The following is a 21,830-nucleotide window of genomic DNA, read 5'->3' on the forward strand; positions in this document are numbered from 1 at the left end:
ATTTATTTTCTCACTAATTGCAGTTCCAGCGCAGTGGCTGCATCAAATGATAATAGGGTGAGTCCAGACTTTGTTAAGCGATTAATGCGCGCGCTAAATGCGTGCTCGGCATTTTTGGCAAATCGTTGTCTAAAGCTCTTGTCCATTAAGGGCAGGGCAAATTGCTGATTATTAGCACTGACGGTTACCGTTTGTTTAAAAGCAGGTAATTGATGTTCAAAGGGGTCGCTAATATGACACCCAATCAGTTCGCAATGACGCGCCAAAAGTTCCAGTTGCTTGAAGCTGGCGTCATCCAAGGCGTTAAAATCAGACACGATATAAACCAAACTACCGGGCTTAGCTAAGTGATTTAAACGTTTGAGGTTATCGCTAAAATTATTCGCGGCCGGCTTATCAATGTTCTCAAGAGCCAGCTGATGCGCATCGCATAAATTATGGCATAGTTTTAATACCGCTTTTTCACGGGCGCTGGGTTTTAGCTCTAAATGCGAGTGCTGATTAAACACAATACCGCCAATTCTGTCGCCACGCTGACACGCTGACCACGCAACTAAGGCGCTAATATGTGCCGCTTGCACCGATTTTAACAGTAATTGCGAGCCAAATAGCATTGAGTTTGAAAAGTCAGTAAACACAAATACCGGGCGCTCTTTTTCCTCTTGAAAAAGTTTAGTGTGGGTTTCGCCTGTGCGCGCGGTAACGCGCCAATCAATAGAGCGTATATCGTCACCGTTTTGATAATGACGTACTTCGGCAAATTCCATACCCCGGCCTTTGTGGGGCGCAAGGTATTGCCCCGCCAAGGTGTTTTTTATTCTAACTTTAGGTGCCAGCTCAAGCAGTTGCGCTTTTGCTTTATAATACATCAGCTCTTTAAGCGATAAATTAACACCATGGCTATGGCTTAATTTAAGCCATGCCTGAGAATCAACGTGTGTTTGCATAACTTAAGGTACTGCGACTAGTTCAACAATACGGCTAATAACCTGATCTTTTGTAATACCATCGGCTTGTGCTTCGTAACTTAGAATAATGCGATGGCGCAATACATTATGTACCACAGCTTGTATATCGTCAGGTGATACAAAATCACGACCACTTAACCACGCATGAGCGCGGGCACATTTATCCAAAGCAATCGTGGCACGTGGGCTGGCGCCGTATTCAATCCAGCGGCCAAGTTGTTCATCTAAGTTTGCACCTTCTCGAGTGGCTATGATCAGTTGCACTAGGTACTGCTCTAATGGCTCGGCCAAATACAGACCTAAAATTGCTTTTCGCGCAGCAAACAAATCGGGTTGTGAAATTTGCTCAAGCACTGGGGCTTCATCATTAAGTGCTTCACCACGGGTCAAACGTAAAATATCAAGCTCATGCTCAGCACCTGGGTAATTAATACTTAGGTGCATTAAAAAACGGTCTAATTGCGCTTCTGGTAGCGGGTAAGTGCCTTCTTGCTCAAGCGGATTTTGTGTTGCCATCACTAAAAACAGGTCACTGAGTGGATAGGTGTTTTTGCCTACCGTGACTTGGCGCTCGGCCATTGCTTCTAATAATGCCGATTGTACTTTTGCTGGTGCTCGGTTTATTTCGTCCGCTAAAATGAGATTATGAAATAAAGGGCCTTTTTCAAACACAAACTCACTGGTTTGTTGGCGATAAATATCGGTGCCGGTCACATCGGCTGGTAATAAATCTGGGGTAAACTGAACACGCTGAAACGAGCCTTCAATACCTTTTGCTAAGGCATTAACAGCGCGTGTTTTTGCAAGCCCCGGTGGGCCTTCAACTAATAAATGACCATCGGCTAAAATAGCAATTAATAGTGCTTGAGTGAGCGCAGGCTGGCCAATAATTTGGGTGTCTAAATACGTTTTTAATTGTGAAAATGCGTTAGCTGCCATAATAAGTGGACTGTCCTCGTCAGCTTAAATAATACCTAAATTGGTTAGGTAACAAATACTGAGCTAGTTATAAGGTTTATAAGTGGATAACTCAAGAGTTAGACTGATTTTTTAAAAATAGTTCGTTATTTTTTAACGATTTTTTAGCCTAACATAAAACTTTGTAAAACCAGCTAAAAAAGCCTATTGTATTACCCTCATACAATGTATGTAGTGATTTACAATGGCGCTTTTGTATTAATTTACCTTTATCTATTGGCTTTATCACACGGGTTGTTTAGAATCGGAGAAAACATACAGGTCTGACCTGTCAGCGGGAGAGAATAATAAATGTCTGAGCAAAACATACTTAAAACACCAAAAGGCGACCGTATTGCCATCGTAAGCGGCTTACGTACTCCTTTTGCTAAGCAAGCGACTGCGTTCCACCATGTACCAGCGTTGGATATGGGTAAGTTAGTAGTTAATGAAATGCTTGAGCGATTAAATTTCGACAAGTCAGAAATCGATCAATTGGTTTTTGGTCAAGTAGTACAAATGCCAGAAGCGCCAAATATTGCGCGTGAAATTGTATTGGGTACTGGGATGCCAGTATCGGTTGATGCGTACTCTGTATCGCGTGCTTGTGCGACGAGTTTTCAAGCGATAGCAAACGTTGCCGAATCAATTATGGCAGGCTCTGTAAGCGTAGGTATTGCCGGTGGTGCCGATTCATCATCTGTATTGCCAATTGGTGTAAGTAAAAAATTAGCGGGTAGCTTAGTTGATTTAAACAAAGCACGTACGCTTGGTCAGCGTTTAAAAATATTCTCAAAACTACGTTTAAAAGATTTATTGCCAGTGCCGCCAGCGGTTGCTGAGTACTCAACGGGTTTATCAATGGGACAAACAGCCGAGCAAATGGCTAAAACCCATAACATTAGCCGTGAAGATCAAGATGCCTTAGCGCATCGTTCTCACTCATTGGCAACTCAAGCCTGGGCTGATGGCAAGCTTAAAGATGAAGTAATGACGGCTCATTTACCGCCTTATAAAAGCTTTATTGAAGAAGATAACAATATTCGTAAAAACTCAACGGTTGAAGGTTATGCCAAGCTTAAGCCGGTATTTGACCGTCAACACGGCTCAGTCACTGCAGCCAATGCAACCCCATTAACCGATGGCGCAGCCGCAGTGTTAATGATGAGCGAAAGCAAAGCAAAAGCATTGGGTTACGAAATTTTAGGCTACGTACGCAGTTTTGCGTTTTCAGCGATCGGCGTAGAAAAAGACATGCTAATGGGGCCGGCTCACTCAACGCCTATCGCACTTGATAGAGCAGGTATTACGTTAGCCGATTTAGATCTAATTGAAATGCACGAAGCGTTTGCATCGCAAACCTTAGCGAATATGAAAATGTTTGCTTCAGATAAATTTGCACAAGAGCACTTAGGGCGTAATAAAGCCATAGGTGAAATTAACATGGATAAGTTTAACGTGAACGGCGGCTCGCTTGCATATGGTCATCCATTTGCGGCAACCGGCGCGCGTTTAATTACACAAAGTTTATACGAGCTTAAGCGTCGTGGCGGTGGTTTAGCGTTAACGACTGCCTGTGCTGCGGGTGGTTTAGGTGCAGCCTTTGTATTGGAGAGTGCGTAATGACAGATTCAGTATTTAATTTAACGGTTGATGATAACAAAATAGCCGTAGTGACCATTGATGTGCCGGGTGAAAAAATGAACACCCTGCGAGATAGCTTTGCTGATGATTTAAAAGCATTATTAGCACAAGCTAAAGAGCACGCAGTTAAAGGTATGGTATTTATTAGTGGTAAAAGCGATAACTTTATTGCTGGTGCCGATGTGAAAATGCTAGACAGCGTGCAAAAGCGTGAAGATGCATTAGCTATTAGCGAATTATGTCATCAAGCATTTTTTGATATGAAAAAGCTTCCGTACACCACAGTTAGTGCTATACATGGCGCAGCGCTTGGTGGCGGTTTAGAATTTGCTTTAGCCTGTGATTACCGCGTAGGTACAGATAGCGATTTAACTAAAATTGGTTTACCAGAAGTACAACTAGGTTTATTACCTGGCGGTGGTGGTACACAGCGCTTAACTAAAATCGTGGGCATTCAAAAAGCCCTTGAGTGGATGCTAACCGGAAAACAAATTCGTCCTAAACAAGCTAAAAAAGCCGGTGTATTGGATGATTGTGTACCACAAAGCGTACTGCTAAAAGTGGCCAAAGAGTTTGCGGCAAAGAAAAAGCCACAAGCTAAAGAGCCTAAACTTGATAAGATCAGTCAGCTATTAGAGTCAAACCCATTTGGTCGTAACTTTATCTTTAAAAAAGCTAAAGAAAACGTTCTTAAAAAAACCGGTGGTCATTACCCTGCGCCGCTTGCAATTATTAAAGCGGTACGTGCAAGCGTAGAGCTTGATGAAATGAAAGCGTATAAAACCGAAGCAGAAGGTTTTGCCACATTGGTAATGAGTGATGAGTCTAAGGCGCTGCGCGGTATTTTCTTTGCAACCACTGAAATGAAAAAAGAATGGCGCAATGATGATGCTCCCGCGATTAGTAAAACTGCCGTGTTAGGTGGTGGCTTAATGGGTGCAGGTATTGCCCATGTGAGTGCGGTTAAAGCTAAATTGCCGGTGCGAATTAAAGATGTGGCAGAGCAGGGCATAAGTAATGCCATGAACTACACATACAAAGTTTTAGATAAGCGTCTTAAACGCCGTATTATGTCTAAAGCCGATATGCAGTTAACGATGAACCGTATTACCGGCACTACCGATTACAGCGGTTTTAAACACATAGATTTAGTGATAGAAGCCGTATTTGAAGATTTAGAGCTTAAGCAAGGTATGGTTGCTGATGTAGAGCAGCATTGCCAAGCGAATACTATTTTCGCAAGTAATACTTCGTCATTACCTATTTCGCAAATTGCAGCTAAAGCAGCGCGTCCTGAAAATGTAATTGGTTTACATTATTTCTCACCAGTAGAGAAAATGCCACTGGTAGAAATTATTCCTCACGAAGGCACCTCAAAAGAAACGATTGCTCGTGTAGTTAACTTTGCGCGTAAGCAAGGTAAAACGCCAATTGTGGTAAAAGATATGGCTGGTTTTTATGTTAACCGTATTTTAGCGCCATACCTCAATGAAGCGGCAAACTTAATGCTTGCCGGTGAGCCAATTGAAAAAATTGACGCAGCCTTAGTTGAGTTTGGTTTTCCAGTAGGGCCGTTGGCACTGCTTGATGAAGTCGGTATTGATATTGGTTCTAAAATCGCGCCAATTCTTGAAAAAGAACTCGGTGAGCGTTTTAAAGGCCCAGATGCTTTCTCGCGCATGATTGATTCAAAACGCTTAGGCCGTAAAACGGGTCGTGGTTTTTATGAATACGACAAGAAAGGCAAAAAGGTTGATGAGTCAGTCTATGAGCTACTAGGTGTAACCCTAGCTCCACGTTTAAATAAAAACGAAATTGCTAAGCGTTGTATCTCAAAAATGCTTAATGAGGCCGTTCGCTGTTTAGATGACGGTATTATTGCCAGCCCGCGTGATGGTGATATTGGTGCTATTTTTGGTATTGGTTTCCCACCGTTCTTAGGTGGCCCGTTTAGCTATATGGATAAATTAGGCGCAGGTAAAATAAGCTCTGATATGTCTACTCTGGCTAACAGCAACGCTATTTTTACACCTTGTGATACTTTACTTACAATGGCTGACAAGGGCGATAAGTTTTACACAACAGCCGCTAATAAAGCTGAAGTGGAGTTAGCGCAAGGTGATGATAAATCAACTGACACTCCAAATGAGACGACTGAACACAAAGATTAATGTTTTAAGTTAACGTAAAAAAGCCGCAAATTATGCGGCTTTTTTGTGTTCAATAATCAACAATAATACTTAATCAATCGAATTGGTAAAAGTTGCGTCTGGACGCTTATTTACAGTAACGCTTCAATGGCCTTTTTATCTTTATCAGGCATGTTGTCGACCACCAAATTAAACGAGTTATCAATCATACGCTCAATTTCACCCTGTGGTACTGAGCCATCTAAAATCACGGTATTCCAAAGGCGTTTATTCATATGATAACCAGGAATAACGGCAGGGAAAATATCTCGTAATGATTGCGCCTCATCAGGATCGCACTTTAAGTTTAGCCACCAAATAGGCTCGCCATTTTCGTCGGTTTCACCCTCATTGCTAAGTGCAAGAGTGGCAAACATTTTATGATTTACTTTATACACATCAACATCTTTAGCAAAAGGCTGGGTTAGTTTAACTAACGGCTTGTTCATTAAATAGGTATGTACAGTTTGTTGGTTCATGAGCCATTCCTTGAGGTCATAATCGATAACTTAACCATAGCAGCTTTTTGCCACTAGATAACACGAGTTTAAGTCTAAATTACAGATTTATGAGTCAGTACGAAGTAAGAAGCTAATCATATCACTTTATTGTTGAACAAAATCAGTTTCGTGGTATGTTTCTCGCAATCAAAAAAACAATAGGAATTCACCCATGCCAAAGGCAAGTGATGTTAAAAAAGGGACGGCTATTGACTTTAATGGCCGTGTATTAGTAGTAAAAGATATCGTACGTTCTGTACCACAAGGTCGTGCCGGTGGTAGTTTATACCGTATGCGTTTATACGATGTGGTCACGGGTAGCAAAGTTGACGAAACATTTAAAGACAGCGATATGCTTAACCTTGCAGATTTAACCCGTCGTGAAGCGATGCTGTCGTACATTGATGGCGATGAGTATGTCTTTATGGATAACGAAGATTACACGCCTTACAACTTGGCTAAAGACGCCATAGCTGAAGAGATTCAGTTTGTTAACGAAGAGACCCAAGGCGTGCATGTTATTGTGATTGATGGTGCGCCAGTTGGACTTGATCTTCCTTCAAGTGTTGAGCTTGTAGTTGAGGAAACCGACCCTTCAATTAAAGGTGCTTCAGCCAGCGCGCGTTCAAAGCCTGCTCGTTTATCAACCGGCTTAATTATTCAAGTGCCAGAGCATATTTCTACGGGCGATCGCATCCGTATTAATACCGCAGAGCATAAGTTTATGGGCCGTGCTGACAAGTAAGCCGCTATAAATCTATGATGATTAGCCGAGTATTTAAGTTGCTCGGCTTTTTTGTGTCTGATTTGCCCCTCAAATTGATTAAGCATTATTGCTGATTAGCAGCATGCGTTGCTTCAAATTTAGCCAGTTTAACGCTATTATACGCGCCTTATTTTTGAGCTGGTTGAGGTGGTGGTGTTATTTATTTTGCTTAGCGGTGTATTTATAGCGCTTATGTATTTAGAAACCATTAAAAAGGGCATGCCTGTTAAACGCTGGTTATTTTTAGGTGGCGTGTTTGGTCCTGTTGCTTGGTGCTTGTTTAATATGCATTATCGACGTGCATTGATACGCAATATAGGTGTAAATGCGTGTCTATGGCGTGCTTAACTGGTCGCTCTAATTAAACTGAGTTTTGATTGGCTTTGTTGTTGTTTTAAAAACGCAGTAAATTCATCTTTTGAGAGTGGTTTAGAGTAGTAATAACCCTGCAGTGTTTCACAGTTTAGCTCTTCAAGTATGCTTATTTGCGACGCTTGCTCCACCCCTTCGGCAACTACATGCAAATCAAGGTTATGCGCAATAGTGACGATAGAGTCCACCATATTGCGGCCACGTTCAGTCTTCATATCATCGATAAAGGCTTTATCTACCTTAAGCGTATTGAGTGGAAACTGCTTTAAATACGCAAGTGATGAATAGCCGGTACCAAAGTCATCCATTGCTAAGTGAATACCACGGGCACTTAAAGAGCGCATAATCGCAATGGCTTCTTGTGGATCGTCCATTACGGTGCCTTCAGTTATCTCAAGCTCTAAAAAGTACGAGGGCAGTTCATTTTTTTGTAAAATCACATCTATGCGCGAGGTTAGATCGGGTAGGCTAAATTGTTTTGCTGATAAGTTAACAGCAACACGGGCATTAAATAAGCCTGCATCTAACCACTGTTTTACATCGCGACAAGCTTTGTTTAAAACTACTTCACCAATTTCAATAATTTGCCCTGTTTCTTCGGCAATTGGAATAAATACCCCTGGGCTAATAACCCCCTTTTTCGGGGTAATAAAACGTACCAACGCTTCCATTCCAGCAAGCTTACCAGTACGAATATTCATTTTAGGCTGGTAATACACCTCAAAATGATCTTCTTTTAATCCAAAGCGCATTAGGTTTTCTATTTGCAGTCGTTTTACTGCTTGGCGGTTCATGGTGTCATTAAAGAACAGGTAGCTATTGCCTTTCTTTTTAGCATGATACATCGCTGTATCGGCGTTCTTTAATAGTATTTCGGGGGTGTTACCATCTTCGGGGAACAACACTATACCAACGCTTGAGGTGATAGCAAGTTCATGGCCTGCCATTTTAAATGGTGTAGCTATGGCCGCCAAAAACTGTTTAGCCATGCGAGTGATAGTGAGAATATCGTTGGTGTTTGACATAACTAGCGCAAATTCGTCGCCGCCAAGGCGATAAAATACGTCATTTTCACGGGTGAGCTTATTTAAACGCATAGCAAGCTTTGCCAGTAAACTATCACCTAATTGATGGCCTAATGAGTCGTTTATTTTTTTAAAGTTATCTAAATCAAATACGAGTAATGCATGATGAGAGTGCTGCTTTGCGAGTTTTTGTAAGTCAGAAAAAAACAAATTACGGTTAGGTAAGCTGGTGGTGCGATCTCGGTTTGATAAATTATTCAGTTCAGATTCGGTTTTTTTACGTTCGGTTAAATCTGAATACACCACCACATAATTGGTTATTTGATTTTGTGCGTTTTTAATTTCATCTATTGAAATTTCAAATGGCAGCAGAGCATGATCGCTATTGCGAAGCTTTACTTCTTCTTGAATATGTTCGTGCTTTCTAACGGTATTTTTTATGGATTCTATATAGCTTTTGTCGTAACCGGCTAAATGAAACTCTTTCTTTAGGTATTGCTCGCGTACGCCGCCAAACAAAGTTAAAAAGCTGGGATTAATATCCACAAGCCTAAAGTCTTTATCATAAATGGCCAGCGCATCAGTGAGTGACTCAACACATTTTGCAAATAAGTTAAGTCGATCTTCCGTTGATTTTAACTGCGAGATATCTCTGACTGTGCCAGTCATTCGCAGTGGGCTTAGGTTAGCGTCTTTTTCAATGATTTTTCCGCGGTCGAGCACCCAGTGCCATTTACCAAAGCTGTCTTTAATACGATAAGTTGCTTCAAAAAAAGTACTTTCTTCGGCAAAGTGTTTTTTTAGTAGGTAATCAACATGGGTTAAATCGCGGGGGTGGATCAAGCTTTTATTCGGTGGAAATTCTACTAGGTTATTACTATTCATCACGTATTTGTCATTGATACGAATAACTTTACCGGTTTTGATATTCCAATCCCATAGAGTATCACCACTGCCTTCTACGGTACTTTTTAATCGTTTTTCAGAAAGCTGTAATTGAGAGTGTGAACGCTTGAGTGAGTGAACAATCGTTAACAAATAAACCACAACTAACGACATTATTGCGCACACGCTCACGACCAACGCATTTAAATTCAAGTTAAACGATGACTCGAATGCACTCGCTGAGTAGGCTGTGGCCAAAGAGGCCAACAATAGAATGTATTTTATTATTTTTATTTTTTTCATTGTCTTACTTCTTATTAACAAAAGACAATCTAAATCAAGCGCGAGCAAGAGTCAAAGAGAATGCGAATAAAGTGGTAGTTTCTCAGACAAATTCACAGATTTGGCACTTAAAAGCTCATATCTTGGGCGATCTGCATTAAAAATTTCAGCGGCGTAGGCTTTTAAATCTTCAAGCGTTAATGCGTTTAAAGAATCCAGCAGGCGTTGCTGCATATTAAACCGATGATCGCCATTACCTATAGCAAGCCATAAACGTTGTGAACGTAAACGCAAATTTTTGTCTTTTTCAGCAATATGGGTTGTTAATCCATGTTTTTGTTGCAGCCAGTCTTGTTCTGTTAGTTCATTAATTGTTGCTAAATACTGGCTAATAAATAAATTATGCCTGTGCAGTAACGTGGTGGGCTCAAATTTTGGTGATTGTATATAAAAGGCAATACCAGCACGGGTATTAAAAGGAGCGTATCCTGCGCCTACTAAATAACCGAGTTGTTGCGTGGTTCTGAGTTCATTAAAGTAATCTTGATTAATTAAATGATTTAGCGCCATCATTTTCACTTTTTCAATAACGTCATCGCTTTGTGCTTGGTAGTAAATCACCATGGCATTATCGCTGCAGGCAAGTTCAAGCTCGTAGCGGGTCACTTTAGTAATTTCATAAAGTGGGCGCTTTAAATCGTCGATAACGGCTGATTTTTTAAGGTGCTGGGCGACCTTCTTTTGAAACTCAAGCGCATCATTTTGCTGCCAATTACCATGTAAAAAAGACTCAACATGAAGGGCATTAAAAAACGCTTGTCTAAATTCATTAAACTGATGGAAACAGGTGTCTTTGAGTGCATTTGCTAACTCGTCAGGCTGAGGATTCCACGGCATTATTTTAGCGCCTAAAATACTAAATAGCTCACTAACGGGTTTGTTTTGATTGCTATTACGCCAGTGTCTAACTAATTGCTTTTTATATTCTGCAAAGCGTTTGGCACAAATTTTTACGTTAAATAGTGCATCAATCAGCTGATCGACTAATTCGAGTTGGCTTGAAGAAAGCCCCGCAGTGTGAAGCGTTAAGCCACCTTGATGAGAGGTTAAGTGATAACTTAAGCCCGCAAGTTCCGCTGGGTAAAACTGTTCGCCAACACTGTCCATGAATAAATCTGAAAATAACCGCGTCAGTGCCATATGTTTCACATCTTTTACTGCAAAGTCAGAGTCCATGGCTAAATAAAAATGCCCTTTGGCGACTCTAAAGGTGGCGTCTTGTTTAAACCAAAAGTCAAAGCCTGCTTCTTTTACCAGTAATGTTGGATGTCGTTGCTGTGATTCAACCGGATATAAAATGACATCTTTAGCTAAATAAGGATTAGCCGTGGGCAATAGCATTTCACTTTGTGGCTGGCTAATCTGTGCAAGTGCTTCGAGCCAATGTAGCGACAATTTTTCAATTTTATAGGGGGTGTTATACCAAGCAGCTGTGTGTTCAGGCTCTACATCAGGATGAATAAGCACTAAACGCATGTTGTGCGGAGTTAACCACTGCATAGCCATTTCATGCGTGCTGGCTTTAAAGCCCTCCATTAAATAGTCACCCTGTAAGTAATTAACTTCATCGTAATGTTGCATGTTAATACTTAAATTACTGACCCAATCAATTAGGCGAGACTTTTCTTGGTTATCAAATGCGATTTGTAATAGTTTTTGCTTATCTTGATATAGGCGAGGTAATTTGCTGGTGTTGTTATTAATTAAACAAATGTATTCAAACACCATTTCAATAATATCTTCGTAGTATTCAATGCCTTCATCGGTCAGCGCCATACTAATATTAAAGTCTTTAAAATTACTGCCATTAATTCCGCCACCTGCAGAGAGGGCATTGATCCAACCTTGCTCTTTAAGCACAGAATACAACGAGCCTTGCCCCTCATAACCTAGTAAGTGCGCAATAAAGCTGACCGTTTTATGACGATAAAAATCGTCAATGTTTGGCATGGCAAAGCTAATAATCAGCTTTTGTACATGTTTGTGTGGTTCAATATGAAGCAACTTACCCAAGTCTTGGCTGCGATAAAGCGGCGCTTCTATAGGTGGCTTTAATTGGTGTTTATCTCCCTTTATCTGGGAGAAATACTGGGTTGCCCATGCCTCAAGTGTATCTAATGACTCATTGGCACAAATCACTAACGTCATCCACTGAGCTTGGTAATGCCTATTAAAAAAGTCACGTAATTCATCACTAATACAGCGCTTTCTATCTGCTAATGTTTGCAAGTTTCCCACTGAGAACTTGGCAAAAGGATGTTCTGGGTTAACCGTTTCTTTATGCACTTGATAAATTCGACGGCCATCGTCTTTAATTTTTAATTTAAACTCAGCCTCAATAGCATTACGTTCTTTTTCTGTTTCTGCTGGGTTTAGTATGGGCGCTATAAAAAACCGACTAAATTGTGCTAATGCTGTTTCAATATGATGGTTATTAATATCAAAGAAATAGCAGGTATGCTCTGTGCCAGTCCACGCGTTGGTATTGCCACCAGACTGCGAGACAAAATTATTAAAACTTCCTGATTCAGGATAAAGGTCAGTGCCTAGAAACAACATATGCTCTAAAAAGTGCGCTAGGCCTTGTCTATCAAGCGGATCATCAAAGTGACCAGCGTTAACAGCCATGGATGCGGCAGCTTTTGCTGAGTCTTGATCGTGCACTAAAAGTACTTTTAGACCATTGTCCAGTGTTAGTGTGCGGTAAGCTCTGTTATCATTGGTGCTGATTTTCAAATGATGCTCCTGAAACTAAACGTATAATTGTTAACAACAGATGATAACTTCAGGAATGCAATGCTATTTACCTGAACATCATGAAAGAACTATTTTAAGAAAATAAATAGGTTTGAGTTATTAATATAGCGGAAATTCGAGCAAACTGGCTACTGTTTTATATTCTTTAATTGGTTGATTTTTTATGAAAACAATCTTGATAATGCGTCATGGTGAAGCAATACCGATGCACTCTGATGATGTCAGTAGAAATTTGACTCCTTTGGGCCATCAGCAGGTAGAAAAAATGGGGCTGTGGTTACAAAAAAAGCATGCTCCAACGGGGTTATTAGTGAGTCCTTATGTAAGAGCGCAGCAAACAGCTGAGGGTGTTAAAAAAAATAATACCTTTTTATTTGAAGAGACCTGCCAAGATATTATTCCTGAAGGTAACCCGCAGGTTGCTGCAGATTATTTAGAAACGTTAATCGCGCTTCATCCGGAATGCGATACTTGGCTTGTGGTTGCCCATATGCCTATGGTGAGCTATTTGGTTGATCAGTTGTGTGCTGGGCACATGCCTATTTTTAATACCGGCGCTGTTGCACAAATTAGTTATGATGAAACTCGCCATAAAAGTGATTATATCACCATCAATGCACCAGCGAATGTAGATGCATAGCGTGTAAACTAGCATTTAGCTAAGCCACTTTCTGTTAGATAAATGCCAATACTTTTAGGTATTTGTCTACAGTAGAATTGTTAACCACATACTAAAACTCACCACACTCAAAACTGTCGATAAAACAACCGCACTGGCTAACGTATCTTGATGTTGTTTTATTTGGCATGCAATTAAGTATGCATTAACTCCCAAGGGCGATGCGCTCAATAATACGAGTACTTTTAAGAGTGACTCATTAATAGCAAATACGTGTGTGCCTAACACTAATACTAAGGCGGGCAATATAACTAGCTTTAACAGGCTGGCAATAGCTGCCGCTTGCCAGTTATCGCTAATTTTATAAAAAGCTAAGTTTGCGCCTAAAACAAATAACGCACAGGCAATGGCAGGTTTAGCTAAAAGCGCTATGCCATTAGTTAAATCAGCAAATAAAGTAATCCCTGCTAAATTTACCAACAAACCCGTGCTAATACTCAATACGACAGGGTTGAGTAGCATATTTTTGGCAAATGTTGACCAAGAAAACGCATGACTGGCACTGTTTGCACTAATTAAAAAGGTAAGGGTGAACAATAGCGCGCTATGAAAGGTGATGATCATAAAAATAATGCCCATCATTTGCTCACCCATGGCGGCTATGATAATGGGCAAGCCCACCAATACGGTATTTGAATAACTACTGCCAAGGGCAAATACACTGTGACGTTCATATTGAGGATATTTAGAGAGAGTGTAGCGGTCAATAATGAGCGCAAAAAAATAAATTAAAATAACGGGAATATAAAAGCTTAAAAAGCCATTCAAGCTCACGCTGGTTTTTAAGTCTGCCTGGGCCATATTTAAAAATAAAAAACTGGGTACACTAATGTAAAAAGTAAATTTACTGAGCCCTGTTATATGAATGCGTTCTAAAAACTGACTTCGGCTTGCTATGTAGCCGCATAACACAATAAAAATAAGCGGAAATATAATCGAAAATATATGCACTAAAAAAGACTCTTATTGATTGGCTCTAGTGCTCAGCGTCTAAACTCATCACTTTGCGGTAAGTTAATTAATATGAGTACCGCCCCTTTACCGCCATACTCAAGCGGAGCTTGGTGCATAGCAATTACATCGGGGTGTTGCACTAAATATTGCGGTACTTTATGCCTGAGGATATGGCCGCCAATTCCGTGTACAACACAGGCACAATAGTAATGCTTTTTTTTACACTCATGAATAAGCCCTGCGAGTTCATCTTTGGCTATCTCTTTATTTAAGCCATGCAGGTCGAGGGTTAAATCAGGAATAAAATCCCCTCGACGAAGTTGTTTGGCTAAAAAACGATCCTGACCCTGTTGTACATAATTAACGGTACCATGTGTGTCTATATCGGGCACATATTCATCAGAAAAGAAAAATTCTGACTGTTGTTGCTTTTTTTGCTGGGCAAATTGCTTCGCTTGTGACACTTTAGGTTTATTGCTAAAACGGTGAGTGTCTTGTTTAAATACACGCGCACCACTGATACTTTGACGGAACAAGTCAATGTCGTCAGGACTAATTAGGCTGTTTGAGTGGGGATCTTTTTTCATAGCGGCAGTCTAAACAAAAAAGCGGTAAAAATCGAGTAAAAAGGTGTGATACCCAAGCAGCTTTGAGGTGCATAGTACAGCGCCATTAAGGTTAGTTTAAAAGCGATTTATACTGCGTTATTGATTTGAACAATAGAGTGACTATTATTTGCAATCAAAGCCTTACCTAAATCGCTTTTAACACTAACTGCGCTCGCACCTAAAGGTGGCTTGGGTATACAATAGGGCAATCATGGGGCCAATGATGCGCCCCGATTGAGTTTATTTTTTTTGAAAGTAGCAGGCAGATAATACTGATGAGTGAATTACTAATAGAAGAAGCAACCCTAGATGAAGCTGTTGCAGAACTTTCAACCTTACACGATTGGCTTCGTTGGACAACTAGTCAATTTGCAAGTAGCGGTATTTTCTTTGGTCATGGCACCGATAACGCATGGGATGAAGCGGTAAGTTTGTTATTACCGGCGCTTAGTTTGCCTATCGATGCACCCAAAGAGCTGATGCATGCGCGTTTAACCAGTACTGAAAAAAATCGTTTAGCGGGCTTAATTGCCGAGCGCATTAACGATTTTACCCCAGTACCTTACCTTACCAACATTGCATGGTTTGCTAACATGCCATTTTATGTGGATGAACGCGTATTAATTCCTCGCTCGCCTTTTGCTGAGCTTATTAATAATCGCTTCACCCCTTGGTTAGAAAAACCAGAGTCAGTAGGGCGTATTTTAGATTTATGTACAGGCTCAGGTTGTATTGCTATTGCCTTGGCACAAGCGTTCGAAAATGCGCAAGTTGATGCGGTTGATATATCCTATGAAGCGCTTGAAGTGGCTGATATTAATATCACTGACTATCAACTAAGTGATCGCGTACTACCGATTCAGTCTGACGTATTCAGTGGTGTACCTGGGCAAAAATACGACTTAATCGTAGCAAACCCGCCGTACGTTGATGCTGAAGATATGGCTGATTTACCACGTGAATTCCACCATGAACCAGAACTAGGATTAGCATCGGGACACGATGGCCTTGATGTAACACGTACTATTTTAGATCAAGCTAGTGAGCATCTAACAGATAACGGTTTGTTATTTGTCGAAGTAGGTAACTCTATGGTACATATGGATGCACTGTATCCAGGCGCACCATTTGAATGGATTGAGTTTGAACAAGGCGGATTAGGGGTGTTTGTTATTAGCAAACAACAACTAGATGCCTACTTTGCACAGTAACAATTAATACTAGCCATTCATCCGAAATGGCTGGGCAAAACAATAGCCGAGTTAATCCTCGGCTATAAGTCATTAGGAATGAGGAAAGTTAATGGCAGGTAATAGCATAGGGCAGTTATTTAAAGTGTCCACCTTTGGCGAAAGCCACGGCGTTGCATTAGGCGGCGTAGTGGATGGCACGCCCGCAGGCCTTGAAATCACTGAGGCCGACATACAACACGATTTAGACAGACGCAAACCTGGGCAAAGTCGCTATACCACGCAGCGCCGTGAGAGCGACCAAATCAAAATTTTAGCGGGCGTTTTTGAAGGTAAAACCACTGGTACTAGCATTGGTTTATTAATTGAAAATACCGATCAACGTTCACAAGATTATGGCAAAATTAAAGACGTATTTCGCCCAGGCCACGGTGACTATACCTACTGGCACAAATACGGCCTTCGCGATTACCGTGGTGGTGGCCGTTCATCTGCGCGCGAAACCGCTATTCGGGTTGCCGCAGGCGCTATTGCTAAAAAGTATTTAAAGCAATTCCATGGTATTGAAGTACGTGCGTGTTTGAGCCAATTAGGGCCAATTAAAGCCGAAAATTACGATTGGGATGAGGTGGAAAATAACTTATTCTTTTTCCCAGACACTAGCAAGCTTGAAGCACTCGATGAATATATGCGCGAGCTTAAAAAGCAAGGTGATTCAGTGGGCGCGAAAGTCAAAGTGGTCGCTAAAAATGTGCCAGTTGGTTTAGGTGAGCCGGTATTTGATAGGCTAGATGCCGAACTTGCCCATTCATTAATGAGTATTAACGCTGTAAAAGGCGTTGAAATTGGCGATGGCTTTGATGTGGTTGAGCAAAAAGGCTCAGAGCACCGTGATGAGTTAACCCCTGATGGTTTTACCTCAAATCATGCCGGCGGCGTATTGGCAGGTATTTCTACAGGGCAAGATATAATCGCATCGATTGCGCTTAAGCCAACATCAAGTATTACCATTCCCGGTAATAGTATTAATACCGAAAATGAAGCGGTCGAGATGATCACCAAAGGTCGTCACGATCCTTGTGTAGGCATTCGTGCTATTCCGATTGCTGAGGCAATGATGGCCATTACTTTAATGGATCATTTACTACGTCAACGCGGTCAAAACCCACATGTTAACCACGAACATGGGCCAATTAAAGGCGCTATTTAAGCGCGCTTTACTATAAATTAATAATAAACGCGCACTAGCGCGTTTATTATGTACAGGCTATACATCTTTATTGCCGCTCAATAATTTCCATGTGCTTAGCGCACCTAAAAATAAAGAGCAGTCATTATGCAAAAAAATAATCAATCTTACGTTACACAAGCTGAATATAAAGCCACCATAAAACGGCTTGAAGAGTTTAGCCGCTTTACCGACAGCAGCATTGGTATTCCGTTTACTAAATTTAGTTTCGGTGTCGAATCATTGATAGGGCTATTGCCAGTGGTAGGCGATTTAGCCGGGCTTATTTTATCTGGGTATGTACTAATTGAAGCGCAGCGATTAGGTGTTAGTAAGCGAGTAAAAAGCCGGATTATTTTAAACATGTTAGTTGATTTTGTAGGTGGGCTTATTCCATTTTTTGGAGATATTTTTGATGCCATGTTCAAAGCAAATACGCGCAATACCCGCATACTTAAAAAGCATTTAACCGATAAGCTAACCACAAATCCATAAACCATTTAAGTTATTAAATGTGTAATTAGCCCCGTTATTAACTATTTATTTGGTATCAAAGAAGTACTTAGCGATGACTTGTTTTTGTTGCCCAAACTGATCAGAAATTCCAATTCCAATCCCAATTATTTCACCTTGTGCTTGCGGTGGCTCAGCTTGCATGACTTTATTAAACGCAGCCAATGCAGGGTTTTGCTCATTTGCAAGTAGGGTTAAATGTGGCTGAAAGTTTTGAAACACATTTGGGCTACCATAACGCTCAAAGGCCACGAGTTTATTAGGGTAATGCTTTACCCAACTTGGTACTGGCGCTTGATGATCGCGAAGTGGCTCAAGTTTAAGTGTCACTTCATCGGCTAAGCGTTGTAACTGATAAGATTTTTCTAAGTCTATAAAGGCCCAATTACTGGCAGATACACTAAACCCATTGGCTTTAATTTCAAAAGGTTGATGTTTCTTTACAATACGCTCCACCACCTGCTTAATTTCATTTTGTGCCTCTTGCGGATAATCAGTCAAATATAATGTGGCATGCACGGGTAAGCCTTGCTGATAAAACGTGGTTATTTGCTGTTTGGCTAGTTCATTGCTGGTTGTAGCCATGAGCTCAACAATTGGCAAAGAGGGAATAGCAAACACGTTAATACTCACGCTTTTTGCATAACTATTGGCAGAGGCACTCAGTAGCGCTAAAAAAGTAAGAATGCTAATTGGCCATGCTTTAGTGGTGTGTTGTTTAACCATAAGAGTGTATTCATTTAGGTTTTTAGTTTGCATATGGTAAGCGCAATTAGATGTTCAGTAAATAAAGGCATAAAGTTTTTAAATTTCTGATTTTGTGACTAATATTATTTTAGCTCAAACAATTAATGATTAACTTACTTCATAGGCTTTGAATATTGCTAAATTGCAATTTTCAACGACGTATATTTACTGCTTTTAAAAGTGTCGCAAGGAACGTTCAATGATATTTAAAGCGCTTAAAAAGTTAACAAAAACAGTACGCTTTTCTATTCGTTTGACGGTTGTGGCAGTATTTGTGTTGGCAACGTCTATTACCGCTATTATAGCCACGAGCTTACAGTATTATTTCAGTGAAAAAATGGCGCTCGAGTCGAATGTGCAACACTTTAATATGACCACTCAATCGGTTGCTGATTACCTAACACGCATTAATGAAAAATCTGAAAATACTTTATATATGATGGTAAAAAACACCTCGTTAGTCGGTGAAAACCTTTCAGATAAAACAGAGCTACGAAATGTATTAAGTGAAATGATGGATTTGAACCCTTTGTTTTATGCTTTTTATATGGGCTATAACAATGGTGACTTTTTTGAGGTTATTAATCTTGAAAGTAGTGCGATGGTTCGTCAGCGCCTTGGTGCAACTGATAATGACCGCTGGGTCGTTATTCAAATAAAATCTGAAGAAGGGCAAAGAATACAGCAAACGCTTTATTTTGATGCGTCATTTAGCTTAAGAGAAAAAACCAAAAAACCGACGTATTTTGATCCCCGCGAGCAAGCATGGTTTAAGCAAGCAAACTCACAGCAAGTAAACAAAACCAAGCCTTATCTATTTACCCATTTACAAACCTCTGGGCAAACGTATTCGATTAAGATAGCAGGTAAAAACCATGTGCTTGGCTTAGGGATTATCGTTGATAACATGTCTAATTATTTAATCGAACAGCAACAGCGTTTGGAGATGCACAGCTCAACACAGTTACTTATTTATAACCGAGAAGGAGAAATTATTGCATCAAATCAGACCTTTAGCTCAACGGTTGAGGCAAGGCTAAATCGGTTGGTACTGGATGAGCAACAGCAAAAAATAGTTGCCAAATATCCTACTATCACAGTTTCAAATGAAACCAATTGGGCACCTATGGATTTTAGTGTCAGTGGTAAGCCTAAAGGCTACAGTGTTGAATATATAAATGCGATTGCTGAACTGTTGGGTATTAAGGTTAATTATATTAATGGACTCAGTTGGCAAGAATTACTTAATTTATTTGAAAATAAGCAGATAGATGTGATTCATCCGGTACTTAATACAGCATCGAATAATGCATTGGGTATGCTCAGCACACCCATGGTAAGTTTGCCTTTGAGTATTGTTAATCAACAAAACAATCCACCAATTACCCATATGCAGCAACTTGCTGGTAAGTCAGTTGCGGTGGGAGAGGGCTGGTCAATTGTAAAAATATTACGAGCGCAATTTCCAGAAATTAACCTCGTGGAAGTTCCCAACACAAAGGCGTTGTTAATGCATGTTGCCAATGGTGATACTTATGCGGGAATAGACAGCAAAGCCGTATTGCAATATATACAGCAGCAATTTTTTATTGAGGGGATCCAGTACAATCCGCTTGATGAAGACAGTGCCGCGCTTTTTTCAAATGACTACCATTTATTGTTTCAAAACCAAGACGCACAATTAAAAGCTTTGTTTGATTACGCCGCCACGCAACTTCCTCTGCAATTTAAACAACAGCTTAGTGATAAATGGCTCAATACTAACTCAGGGAAAAAATCAAAAATTGTAGGCACTGTTCCTGATGAGCAATTAATCACTTTATTGGATGATGATAGTAACTTCTCTAAGCTACAGTTAGTGAACATTAATGGTAAAGAACAGTATGTTTTTATTAAGCCACTATCTGATTATTTAGCGCTAGCTAGTACGGGCTATTTAGCCATTATGGTTTCTAAAGAAGATGTATTGAGCTCCACAAGAGAAAAAATAAAGCTTTCAATAATAATTACGGTTGCCTGCTTAATTATGATGTTACCAGTGTCGTGGTTTTTTGCATCCCCCATTGTCGGTCCTATTAAAACGCTGGTGGGTGAAAACAATAAAATTAAAAATCGGCAGTTTAAACAAGTCTCGACTTTAAAAAGTCATATTAAAGAAATTAATACGTTAGCTTACTCTATGGTTGATATGAGTAAGTCGATACAGCAACATGAAGACAGTCAAAAAGCACTCATGGCGTCGTTTATCGAGTTAATAGCACAAGCCATTGATGATAAATCTCCCTATACAGCGGGGCATTGCGAGCGCGTACCTGAACTCGGTATTGAGCTTGCTAAGGCCGCTTCAGAGTCAGAGTTACCCGCTTTTAAAGGGTTTAAGTTTAAAAATGATGATGAGGTTGAAGAATTTAGTTTAGCCGCTTGGCTACATGATTGCGGTAAAATAACCACTCCAGAGCACATAGTTGATAAAGGCACTAAGCTGGAGACTATTTATAATCGTATTCATGAAATTAGAACGCGTTTTGAGGTACTTTGGCGAGATGCCGAACTTGATTACTATAAATCATTGCAACACAGTCCTCAAAATCAGCTCGACTTAACCAAGCAGTTGGCAGCTAAACAGCAACAGTTGCTGGACGACTTTGCTTTTATTGCACAATGTAATATTGGCGGCGAAAAAATCACAGAAGCTGCCCTTGAGCGTTTAACTGCGTTGAGTAATATTACTTGGCAGCGTCATTTTGACGATAAGTTGGGGCTTTCACCAGTAGAAATGTATCGCTATGAAGGGACGGATGACACGCTTCCCATCACAGAAAAATTACTCAGTGATAAACCTTGGCACTTAATTCCTCATGATAAGCCGATTGAATATGATGAGCGTTTAGGGATTAAAATTGCCCCATGTAAATATAAATATAACCTAGGGGAGCTTTATAATTTAACAGTTTCAAGAGGCACTCTTACTAAAGAGGATAGGTTTAAAATTAATGAGCACATGATAAGTACGATACGTATGCTCGATACACTGCCGTTCCCTAAAGAGTTGGAGCGTGTCCCGCGTTATGCCTCTACTCACCATGAAACATTAAAAGGAACTGGCTACCCTCGTAAACTCAATGCGGATGACTTATCGATACCAGAACGAGTATTGGTGCTAGCTGATATTTTTGAAGCCCTAACGGCGGCCGACAGGCCCTATAAAAAGGCAAAAACACTCAGCGAGTCGATGAGTATATTAGCCAAAATGGTGGCCGATCATCATGTTGATAAAGCCGTGTTTGAACTGTTTTTAAGTTCAGGTATTTATCTTGATTACGCTAAACGCTACCTCAGTGCTGAACAAATAGATGAGGTAGATATCTCTCAATACTTGTCATAACAACAATGAGCATGACTCAGCGTGTGTAAACTTAAAGAGATTTATGTGAACATCGCTTTAAATCGCTAGCTTTTTACTTTGTGCAGAAAAGTACGTACAATTCGCCTCGTTTTTAGTGCGC

Annotated in this window: 17 protein-coding genes; 9 read left to right on the top strand and 8 right to left on the bottom strand. The window is 40.4% G+C overall.

All coding sequences use genetic code 11. The features are described from left to right. Positions 1-2: 2 nt before the first annotated feature. Complete coding sequence (locus KK487_RS05050) at positions 3-947, bottom strand: DUF58 domain-containing protein (RefSeq protein ID WP_024602812.1); 945 nt, start codon at positions 945-947, stop codon at positions 3-5. A gap of 3 nt (positions 948-950) precedes the next feature. Beyond that, complete coding sequence (locus tag KK487_RS05055) at positions 951-1,907, bottom strand: AAA family ATPase (RefSeq protein ID WP_013464508.1); 957 nt, start codon at positions 1,905-1,907, stop codon at positions 951-953. A gap of 330 nt (positions 1,908-2,237) precedes the next feature. Here KK487_RS05055 and fadI point away from each other — a divergent pair, with 330 nt between their 5' ends. Both fadI and fadJ read left to right on the top strand, forming a co-directional pair. After that, complete coding sequence (gene fadI, locus KK487_RS05060) at positions 2,238-3,548, top strand: acetyl-CoA C-acyltransferase FadI (protein ID WP_013464510.1); 1,311 nt, start codon at positions 2,238-2,240, stop codon at positions 3,546-3,548. Further along, complete coding sequence (gene fadJ, locus KK487_RS05065) at positions 3,548-5,740, top strand: fatty acid oxidation complex subunit alpha FadJ (RefSeq protein WP_128583225.1); 2,193 nt, start codon at positions 3,548-3,550, stop codon at positions 5,738-5,740. The genes fadI and fadJ overlap by 1 nt, the downstream gene beginning before the upstream one ends. Before the next feature lie 110 nt (positions 5,741-5,850). Here fadJ and KK487_RS05070 read toward each other — a convergent pair whose 3' ends face one another. Next, a complete protein-coding gene (locus KK487_RS05070; protein ID WP_013464512.1) occupies positions 5,851-6,237 on the bottom strand; it encodes an MmcQ/YjbR family DNA-binding protein in 387 nt (128 codons plus the stop codon). A 193-nt stretch (positions 6,238-6,430) separates the two neighbouring features. On the opposite strand from KK487_RS05070, the gene efpL reads away from it, so the two are divergent. After that, the gene (gene efpL, locus KK487_RS05075; protein WP_128583224.1) at positions 6,431-7,003 is read left to right on the top strand and encodes an elongation factor P-like protein EfpL; all 573 of its coding nucleotides are present in this window, start codon (positions 6,431-6,433) and stop codon (positions 7,001-7,003) included. Positions 7,004-7,177: 174 nt separating this feature from the next. Then, positions 7,178-7,372, top strand: coding sequence for a hypothetical protein (locus tag KK487_RS05080; protein WP_024602809.1), 195 nt, complete (start codon positions 7,178-7,180; stop codon positions 7,370-7,372). Here the strand turns inward: KK487_RS05080 and KK487_RS05085 are convergent. Next, a complete protein-coding gene (locus KK487_RS05085) occupies positions 7,369-9,609 on the bottom strand; it encodes a sensor domain-containing protein (RefSeq protein ID WP_033103870.1) in 2,241 nt (746 codons plus the stop codon). The genes KK487_RS05080 and KK487_RS05085 overlap by 4 nt on opposite strands. Before the next feature lie 51 nt (positions 9,610-9,660). Beyond that, positions 9,661-12,384 carry an insulinase family protein gene (locus tag KK487_RS05090; protein ID WP_058154372.1) on the bottom strand — a complete coding sequence of 908 codons (2,724 nt, stop codon included), beginning with the start codon at positions 12,382-12,384 and terminating at the stop codon, positions 9,661-9,663. 184 nt (positions 12,385-12,568) lie between these two features. Between KK487_RS05090 and sixA the strand changes: the two genes are divergently transcribed. Beyond that, positions 12,569-13,045 carry a phosphohistidine phosphatase SixA gene (sixA, locus tag KK487_RS05095; protein ID WP_024602806.1) on the top strand — a complete coding sequence of 159 codons (477 nt, stop codon included), beginning with the start codon at positions 12,569-12,571 and terminating at the stop codon, positions 13,043-13,045. A 66-nt stretch (positions 13,046-13,111) separates the two neighbouring features. On the opposite strand, the gene KK487_RS05100 is transcribed toward sixA, so the two are convergent. Beyond that, a complete protein-coding gene (locus KK487_RS05100; RefSeq protein ID WP_058154373.1) occupies positions 13,112-14,035 on the bottom strand; it encodes an AEC family transporter in 924 nt (307 codons plus the stop codon). A 32-nt stretch (positions 14,036-14,067) separates the two neighbouring features. Further along, positions 14,068-14,625, bottom strand: coding sequence for an endonuclease SmrB (smrB, locus tag KK487_RS05105; RefSeq protein WP_016899440.1), 558 nt, complete (start codon positions 14,623-14,625; stop codon positions 14,068-14,070). A gap of 296 nt (positions 14,626-14,921) precedes the next feature. Between smrB and prmB the strand changes: the two genes are divergently transcribed. From prmB to KK487_RS05120, 3 genes are all read left to right on the top strand, one after another. After that, the gene (gene prmB, locus KK487_RS05110) at positions 14,922-15,857 is read left to right on the top strand and encodes a 50S ribosomal protein L3 N(5)-glutamine methyltransferase (protein WP_013464520.1); all 936 of its coding nucleotides are present in this window, start codon (positions 14,922-14,924) and stop codon (positions 15,855-15,857) included. 91 nt (positions 15,858-15,948) lie between these two features. Then, the gene (gene aroC / locus KK487_RS05115; protein ID WP_128583309.1) at positions 15,949-17,046 is read left to right on the top strand and encodes a chorismate synthase; all 1,098 of its coding nucleotides are present in this window, start codon (positions 15,949-15,951) and stop codon (positions 17,044-17,046) included. 126 nt (positions 17,047-17,172) lie between these two features. Further along, positions 17,173-17,559, top strand: a complete 387-nt coding sequence (locus tag KK487_RS05120) for a DUF4112 domain-containing protein (RefSeq protein WP_128583308.1) — start codon at positions 17,173-17,175, stop codon at positions 17,557-17,559. A gap of 45 nt (positions 17,560-17,604) precedes the next feature. Here the strand turns inward: KK487_RS05120 and KK487_RS05125 are convergent, their stop codons facing one another. Further along, a complete protein-coding gene (locus tag KK487_RS05125; RefSeq protein WP_171040100.1) occupies positions 17,605-18,303 on the bottom strand; it encodes a 2'-5' RNA ligase family protein in 699 nt (232 codons plus the stop codon). A gap of 220 nt (positions 18,304-18,523) precedes the next feature. Here KK487_RS05125 and KK487_RS05130 point away from each other — a divergent pair, with 220 nt between their 5' ends. After that, positions 18,524-21,709, top strand: a complete 3,186-nt coding sequence (locus tag KK487_RS05130; RefSeq protein WP_128583306.1) for an HD domain-containing phosphohydrolase — start codon at positions 18,524-18,526, stop codon at positions 21,707-21,709. Positions 21,710-21,830: the final 121 nt, after the last annotated feature.

Source organism: Pseudoalteromonas sp. SiA1 (assembly GCF_018732205.1).
Lineage (GTDB): Bacteria > Pseudomonadota > Gammaproteobacteria > Enterobacterales > Alteromonadaceae > Pseudoalteromonas > Pseudoalteromonas tetraodonis.